6 protein-coding genes are annotated in these 7,530 nt (G+C 65.5%); all 6 read right to left on the minus strand.

Annotated elements, in window-relative coordinates; genetic code table 11:
• Nucleotides 1-210 precede the first annotated feature (210 nt).
• Nucleotides 211-831, minus strand: a complete 621-nt coding sequence (locus EOA27_RS14250) for a sarcosine oxidase subunit gamma family protein (RefSeq protein WP_126078676.1) — start codon at nucleotides 829-831, stop codon at nucleotides 211-213.
• The gene (locus EOA27_RS14255; protein ID WP_126078675.1) at nucleotides 824-3,805 is read right to left on the minus strand and encodes a sarcosine oxidase subunit alpha; all 2,982 of its coding nucleotides are present in this window, start codon (nucleotides 3,803-3,805) and stop codon (nucleotides 824-826) included. Before EOA27_RS14255 ends, EOA27_RS14250 begins: the two co-directional genes overlap by 8 nt.
• Nucleotides 3,805-4,080, minus strand: coding sequence for a sarcosine oxidase subunit delta (locus EOA27_RS14260; protein WP_126078674.1), 276 nt, complete (start codon nucleotides 4,078-4,080; stop codon nucleotides 3,805-3,807). The genes EOA27_RS14255 and EOA27_RS14260 overlap by 1 nt, the downstream gene beginning before the upstream one ends.
• A 15-nt stretch (nucleotides 4,081-4,095) precedes the next feature.
• Complete coding sequence (locus EOA27_RS14265) at nucleotides 4,096-5,349, minus strand: sarcosine oxidase subunit beta family protein (protein ID WP_126078673.1); 1,254 nt, start codon at nucleotides 5,347-5,349, stop codon at nucleotides 4,096-4,098.
• A gap of 38 nt (nucleotides 5,350-5,387) precedes the next feature.
• On the minus strand, nucleotides 5,388-6,695 hold the full coding sequence (gene glnT, locus EOA27_RS14270; protein WP_126078672.1) for a type III glutamate--ammonia ligase: 1,308 nt from the start codon (nucleotides 6,693-6,695) through the stop codon (nucleotides 5,388-5,390).
• A gap of 35 nt (nucleotides 6,696-6,730) precedes the next feature.
• Nucleotides 6,731-7,530 (minus strand): glutamate synthase-related protein (locus EOA27_RS14275; RefSeq protein ID WP_189562028.1); only part of this gene is annotated, 800 nt, incomplete at its 5' end.

The following is a 7,530-nucleotide window of genomic DNA, read 5'->3' on the forward strand; positions in this document are numbered from 1 at the left end:
AACAAAACGAAGCCGCTCATCCATGATGCCAGTCTCTCGCCAAACCATCGCCGGTCCTCCCGGCTGGCAAGAAAACTGTCACCCATCTAATCGGTCCATTCTGTTACCTATCTATCCGGTTCGGACACCAGCCCCTTCTCCCCGTCACTATACGGGGAGAAGATGCCGGCAGGCAGATGAGGGGCAGCGCCGAGTTTTGGCGGTTGACCGCTAAAGGTCCTCGGAATGGCCGATGGTCACGCCATACTCAGCAGCGGAATCCAGCACAGTGTGCCAAAGGCTCTCGGCAAAAGTCGCAAACACCAGCAGATTGAAAACAGCCAGTCCGTTGCGATCACCACCGCGCCACAACGTGACGCTCGTATGATCCATCGAGGTCGCCGCCGCCGCACCTACGCCAAATACATCGGGATGCAAATCGATCGACGACAGCTTGGCGAGCATCGCGCGCGCCTTGTCGCCGGAGATGCTGATCAACGCCCGCGCATGCGATTGGTCGGACAGCGAAGCCGAACCGGCAAAGCCAGGGGCAAGCACCTCAATCGAATGCTTGCCGTCCTTGGACAGCACAAGGAACTGGTCCGGTCCTGACCAGATCAGCGACGCGTCCGACGTGCCGATAGCCTTGGGCGTCTCCGGCGCGGCAACGCCGAAGTGCGCCTTCGCAGCGGCGATCATCTCGCCGGCCTTGCCGCGCCGCGCCATGACCTGCACGAGGTCGAAATTGCGGATCTCGGTCAGCGTCACGCCGGCTTCGCCCTGCGCGCCATAAGCGCCGCCGACGAGCGCGCGGTCGAGCGGGCTGCGGACATCCCAGGAAAAATCAGCCACGCTGGCGCCCTCCATCCGGATCGTAGAAGACGGGACTGCAGAGCTCGACATCGTAGTCCTCTGAGCGCAGCGGATCATGCGCGCGCACGGTCTCGCCGATGCGCTCGCGGCCGCGCTCGACGAGGCCGAGCCCGATCCACTGGTCGAGCACCGGCGAGAAGCACACCGAGGTGACATAGCCCTGGTCGTTCTCGGGGCCGGGCGTTTCGCCCTTCGGGATGATATGCGCGCCGGAGCGCAGGCGGCGCGCCTTGTCGGTCGGCTTGATGCCGACGACCACCTGCCGGTTCAGCGCGACCAATGCCTCGCGGCCGGCCATGACGCGGCCGATGAAATCCTTTTTGGTCGACATCATCTTGCCGAGGCCGAGATCGCCGGCCGTGGTGGTGCCGCTGAGCTCGGGTCCGGCGACGTGCCCCTTCTCGATGCGCATCACACCGAGCGCTTCGGTGCCGTAAGGCGTCACGCCGAATGGCTCGCCCGCAATCATCAAATTGCGCGCCATCGCTTCGCCATAACGTGCCGGCACCGAAATCTCGAACGCCATCTCGCCGGAGAAGGAAATGCGGAACAGCCGCGCTTTCAGGCCGCCGCGCAGCTTGACCTCGCGCGCGCCCATGAACGGGAAGCCTTCGTTCGACAGGTCCTCGGCCGGATCGACGATCTCCTTCAAGAGATCGCGGGTCTTCGGCCCGGCGATCGAGAACTGCGCCCACTGATCGGAAACCGACGTAAGCTGCACATCGAGCTCGGGGAACAGCACCTGGCGGCAGAACTCCAGATGCTGCATCACCAGCCCGGCTTTCGCCGTCGTGGTGGTCAGGAAATAATGGTCCTCGGCGAGGCGGGAGGTCGTGCCGTCGTCATAGACGATGCCGTCCTCGCGCAGCATCAGCCCGTAGCGCGCCTTGCCGACGGCGAGGCTGGAGAAAGCGTTGATGTAGACGCGGTCGAGGAAGGCGCCGGCGTCGGGCCCGTGCACGTCGATCTTGCCGAGCGTCGAGACATCGCAGAAGCCCACGCTGCTGCGCACCGCCTTCACCTCGCGCGTCACCGATTCCAGCCAGTCTTTCTCGCCCGCGCGGGGGTACCATTGGGCGCGCTTCCAAAGCCCGGTGTCGACAAACACCGCGCCTTGTTCGGCCGCCCAGTGATGCGACGGCGTCAGCCGCGTCGCATGAAAATTCTCGTCGCGGTGATGGCCGGCGAACGCGCCGATGGCGACCGGCACATAAGGCGGCCGGTAGATCGTCGTGCCGGTCTCGGGAATGGATTTGCCGCTGACCGCCGCCATGATGGCGAGGCCGGCGACATTGGAGGTCTTGCCCTGGTCGGTCGCCATGCCGAGCGTGGTGTAGCGCTTCAGATGCTCGACCGATTGAAAACCCTCGCGCTGCGCCAGCTCGACATCGGAAGCCGTGACGTCATGCTGCTGGTCGACGAAGGCCTTGCCCTTGCCGGCGACATGCCAGAGCGGCGTTAGCGAGAAAGCCGCGTCGTCAGCGACCGGCATCGAGCCGATATTGCCGCCGCGCCCGGCATCGCGCGCCGCGGCAGCGCCGGCTTCGAACCCTTCGCGCAGGCAGGCCCCGAGACCGAAAGCGCCATTGGCGGCGCCCGCGGCGACCATGCCGGGCGGCGCGCCGTCCGGCACGAAGGCGGCGATGTCGTCGCGCCATTTCGGCCGGCCGCGATGATAGGAGGTGAGGCCGACGGCCGGGTTCCAGCCGCCCGAGACGGCGAGCCCGTCGGCCTCGACCTCGGCGCGTGCGCCGCCGGTCAGTGAGACGGAAATCTTGCGCACGCCGGTCTTGCCGCCATCGACAGCGGAGACCGAGCCGTGCAGCACCGGAAAGCCGCCCTTGCTGGCCAGCGAGCGATGCGCCGGCGAAACATCCGGCCGCGCATCGATCACCGCCGCCACTTGCAGCCCGGCGGCGATCGCCGTCTCGGCCGTGCGCCAGCCGTCTTCATTGTTGGTGAAGACCGCGATGTGTCTCGCCGGCGTAGCGGCGTAGCGGTTGATGTAGCTGCGCATGGCCGACGCCATCATCACGCCCGGTGTGTCGTTGCCGGCAAAGACGATGGGACGTTCGATCGCGCCGGCGGCAACCACGCAGCGCTTGGCCACAATCCGCCACAGCCGCTGCCGCACCTGATGCTCCGGCGGGACCGGCAGATGGTCGTTGACGCGCTCGATCGCGCCATAGGTGCCGCCGTCATAGACGCCGAACAGGGATGTGCGCGTCATGATGCGCACATCGGGCATCACAGTCAGTTCGGCAACCGCGCGCGCAACCCATTCGGCGGCGGGCAGTCCGTCGATCGGACCGCCATCGGCAAGCAGCCGCCCGCCAAGGACGAAATCCTCCTCGCACAGGATGACGCGCGCGCCGCTGCGGCCGGCGGCAAGGGCAGCCGCCAGACCAGCCGGCCCGGAACCCGCGATCACCACGTCGCAATGCGCCCAGGCCTTGTCATAGTGGTCGGGATCGGAAACGCCCGCCGCGCGACCGAGGCCGGCGGCGCGGCGGATCGCCGGCTCGTAGATTGCTTCCCAGAACTTCGCCGGCCACATGAAGGTCTTGTAGTAGAAGCCGGCGACGAAGATCGGCGCGAACAGCTGGTTGACCGACATGACGTCGAAATTGAGCGACGGCCAGCGATTCTGGCTGGCGGCTTCGAGGCCTTCATAAAGCTCGGCGGTGGTCGCCTTGGTGTTCGGCTCGCGCCTGGCGCCGCTGCGCAATTCGACCAGTGCGTTCGGCTCTTCCGACCCTGCGGTCAGGATGCCGCGCGGGCGGTGATATTTGAACGATCGGCCGACCAGCTTGACACCATTGGCGACCAGCGCCGAAGCCAGCGTGTCGCCCTTGAAGCCCAAAAGAGTCTTTCCGTCGAAGCGGAAGCTGAGCGCGGTCGAGCGATCGATGAGGCCGCCGGATGTGAGACGGTTTGCCTGATCGCCGGCCATCACGCACCAACCTTGGCGGCGCCGGCGCCTGCAGCCGCCTCGACCGCCGAAATCTCATGCGTCAGCGTGTTGCGAGTGACCTTCAGCCACGCCCGGCAACCGCCGCCATGGTACCAGTGCTCGCTCATCACGCCGGCGATGTTGTCGCGCAGATAGACATAGTCGTAGACCGCGTCCTCGCCGGCATCGGCCGCGGGACGTTGCGGCTTGGCGTCGCCGAGATAGGTGAACTCGCCGAGCTCGCGTTCGCCGCAGAAGGGACAGGTGATACGCATGGTCTTCTGGCGGCCTCAGTGCAGGTTCGGTTGGGCGCCCTGGCCCTTCTCGTCGATCATGGCGCCGCGCTGGAACCGGTCGAGGCGGAAAAGCGCGGCTTCCTTGTGCGATTGATCGCGGGCGAGGAGATGGGCGAAGACGAAGCCCGAGCCCGGCGTCGCCTTGAAGCCGCCATAGCACCAGCCGGCATTGATGTAGAGGCCGTCGACCGGGCTCTTGTCGATGATTGGCGTGCCGTCCATCGACATGTCCATGATGCCGCCCCATTGGCGCAACAGCCGCACGCGGCCGATCATCGGGATCAGAGCCATGCCGCCTTCGCAGACATCCTCGACCACCGGCAGATTGCCGCGCTGCGCGTAGGAATTATAGCCGTCGATATCGCCGCCAAAGACCAGCCCGCCCTTGTCGGACTGGCTGACATAGAAATGTCCGGCGCCGAAGGTCATGACGCCGGGGATCAGCGGCTTGATCGCTTCGGAGACGAAGGCCTGCAGCACATGGCTTTCGATCGGCAGGCGAAGCCCCGCCATAGCCGCGACGCGTGACGAGGAACCCGCCACCGCCATGCCGACTTTCCCAGCGCCGATCTTGCCGCGCGACGTCTCGACGCCGGTGACCTTGCCGTTGGCGTCGCGCGTGAAACCGGTGACCTCGCAATTCTGGATGATGTCGACGCCAAGCGCGCTCGCCGCATGCGCATAGCCCCAGACTACGGCGTCGTGGCGGGCCGTGCCGCCGCGGCGCTGCAGCAGCCCGCCCTGGATTGGAAAGCGCGCATTCTCGAAATTCAGGAATGGCAGCATCTTGCGCAGCGCCGCCTGGTCGAGCAGCTCGGCATCGATGCCGTTGATGCGCATCGTGTTGCCGCGCCGGGCGAAGGCGTCGCGCTGCGCGTCGGAGTGATAGAGGTTGAGCACGCCGCGCTGGCTGACCATGGCGTTGTAGTTGAGGTCCTGCTCCATCCGCTCCCACAGCTTCATCGAAAGCTCGTAGAATCCGGTGTTGCCGGGGAGGCCGTAATTGGAGCGGATGATGGTGGTGTTGCGGCCGGCGTTGCCGGAGCCGATCCAGCCTTTTTCGAGCACCGCGACGTTGCGGATGCCGAACTCGCTGGCGAGGAACCAGGCGGTGGCGAGCCCGTGCCCGCCGCCGCCGATGATCACCACGTCGTAGCGATCCTTGGGTGCCGCGTCGCGCCATGTCGGCTGCCAGTTCTTGTGCCCGGAGAGAGCGGCGCGGGCGAGCGAGAAGATCGAGTATTTCATAAAATCATTCCGAGGCCGCTCACCCTCAACGCTGGATGCTAGATATCCAGCGTGTGGTCGCGCTCCCACTGCGTGAAGTGCGAAGCATAGGAATTCCATTCCTGCTGCTTCAGCTTTAGATATGCCGACGAAAATTCCTCACCCAGCGCCGCCTTGAGCGATTTGTCGTTGTCGAATTCGCGCAACGCGTCGAGCAGGTTGAGCGGCAGTTTCGGCGCATCCGTGACGGTATGGCCGAACTGGTACATGTCGATGTCGTAGCGCTTGCCGGGGTCGGCCTTGGAGCGGATGCCGTCGAGGCCGGCGGCGATGATCACCGCCTGCAGGAGATAGGGGTTGGCGGCGCCGTCCGGCAGGCGCAGCTCGAAGCGGCCGGGCCCCGGCACGCGCACCATGTGGGTGCGGTTGTTGCCGGTCCAGGTCACCGTGTTCGGCGCCCAGGTCGCGCCAGAGATGGTGCGCGGCGCGTTGATGCGCTTGTAGGAGTTGACCGTCGGATTGGTGATCGCGGCAAGCGCCGACGCATGTTTCATGATGCCGCCAAGGAAGTTCCTGCCCTTGGCGGAGAGGCCAAGCTCTTCCGAATTGTCGGCAAAGACATTGGTCTTGCCGGCCTCGTCCCACACCGAGATATGCGCATGGCAGCCATTGCCGGTCAGGCCCTGGAAGGGCTTCGGCATGAAGGTCGCGCGCAGGCCGTGCTTCTCGGCGATCGACTTGACCATGAACTTGAAGAAGGAGTGCTTGTCGGCGGTCGCCATCGCGTGGTCGAAGGTCCAGTTCATCTCGAACTGGCCGTTGGCGTCCTCGTGGTCGTTCTGGTACGGGCCCCAGCCCAGCGCCAGCATGTGGTCGCAGATCTCGGCGATCACGTCGTAGCGGCGCATCACCGCCTGCTGGTCGTAGCAGGGCTTCGAGGCTGTGTCGTATTCGTCGGAGATCGCCTTGCCGTCGGGCGAGATCAGGAAGAACTCGGCCTCTACGCCGGTCTTGACATGCATGCCGTCGCGGGCCGCTTCGTCGATCACCCGCTTCAGCGTGTTGCGCGGCGCCTGGTCGACGAGCTTGTCATCCATCACGCAGGTGGCCGCCACCCAGGCGACGTCTTTCTTCCACGGCAATTGGATGACCGAATCCGGGTCCGGCACCGCCAGCATGTCCGGATGCGCCGGCGTCAGGTCGAGCCATGTCGCGAAACCGGCAAAGCCGGCGCCGTCCTTCTGCATGTCGGCGATCGCCTGCGCCGGCACCAGCTTGGCACGCTGGCCGCTGAACAGGTCGGTGTAGGAGATCATGAAATATTTGACGCCGTTCTCCTTGGCGAATGCGGCGAGATCGTTCCCCATTATAGTTCCTCGCTTATGTGGTCTTGGAAGTTGTCCTAGAAGCCGTTCTTTCCCGGTATCCAGTTGGTGCCGGCCAAAGGCACCACGGCCATGGCGGCGGCTTCGATGGTAAGCGCAACGAGATCCTCGGGCTCCAGATTGTGCAGGCTGTTCTTGCCGCAGGCGCGGGCAATCGTCTGCGCCTCCAGCGTCATCACCTTGAGGTAATTTGCCAGGCGTCGTCCGGCCGCGATCGGGTCGACCCGCTTCATCAGTTCGGGGTCCTGCGTGGTGATGCCGGCCGGGTCGCGGCCCTCATGCCAGTCGTCATAGGCGCCGGCTGTGGTGCCGAGCTCATTGTACTCGGCCTCCCAGCGCGGATCGTTGTCGCCGAGCGCGACCAGCGCCGCCGTGCCGATCGACACCGCATCGACGCCAAGCGCCAGCGCCTTGGCGACGTCGGCGCCGTTGCGAATGCCGCCGGAAACGATGAGCTGCACCTTGCGGTGCATGCCGAGGTCCTGCAGCGCCTGCACCGCCGGCCTGATGCAGGCAAGCGTCGGCTGGCCGACATTCTCGATGAACACTTCCTGTGTCGCGGCCGTGCCGCCCTGCATGCCGTCGACCACGACGACGTCGGCGCCGGCCTTCACAGCGAGTGCCGTATCGTAATAGGGCCGAGCGCCGCCGACCTTCACATAGATCGGCTTTTCCCAGTCGGTGATCTCGCGCAGCTCGAGAATCTTGATCTCGAGATCGTCCGGCCCGGTCCAGTCGGGATGGCGCGAGGCGGAACGCTGGTCGATGCCCTTGGGCAGGGTGCGCATCTCGGCGACGCGGTCGGAGATCTTCTGCC

Origin of the sequence: Mesorhizobium sp. M2A.F.Ca.ET.037.01.1.1 (genome assembly GCF_003998075.1) — a bacterium.
Taxonomy (GTDB): domain Bacteria; phylum Pseudomonadota; class Alphaproteobacteria; order Rhizobiales; family Rhizobiaceae; genus Mesorhizobium.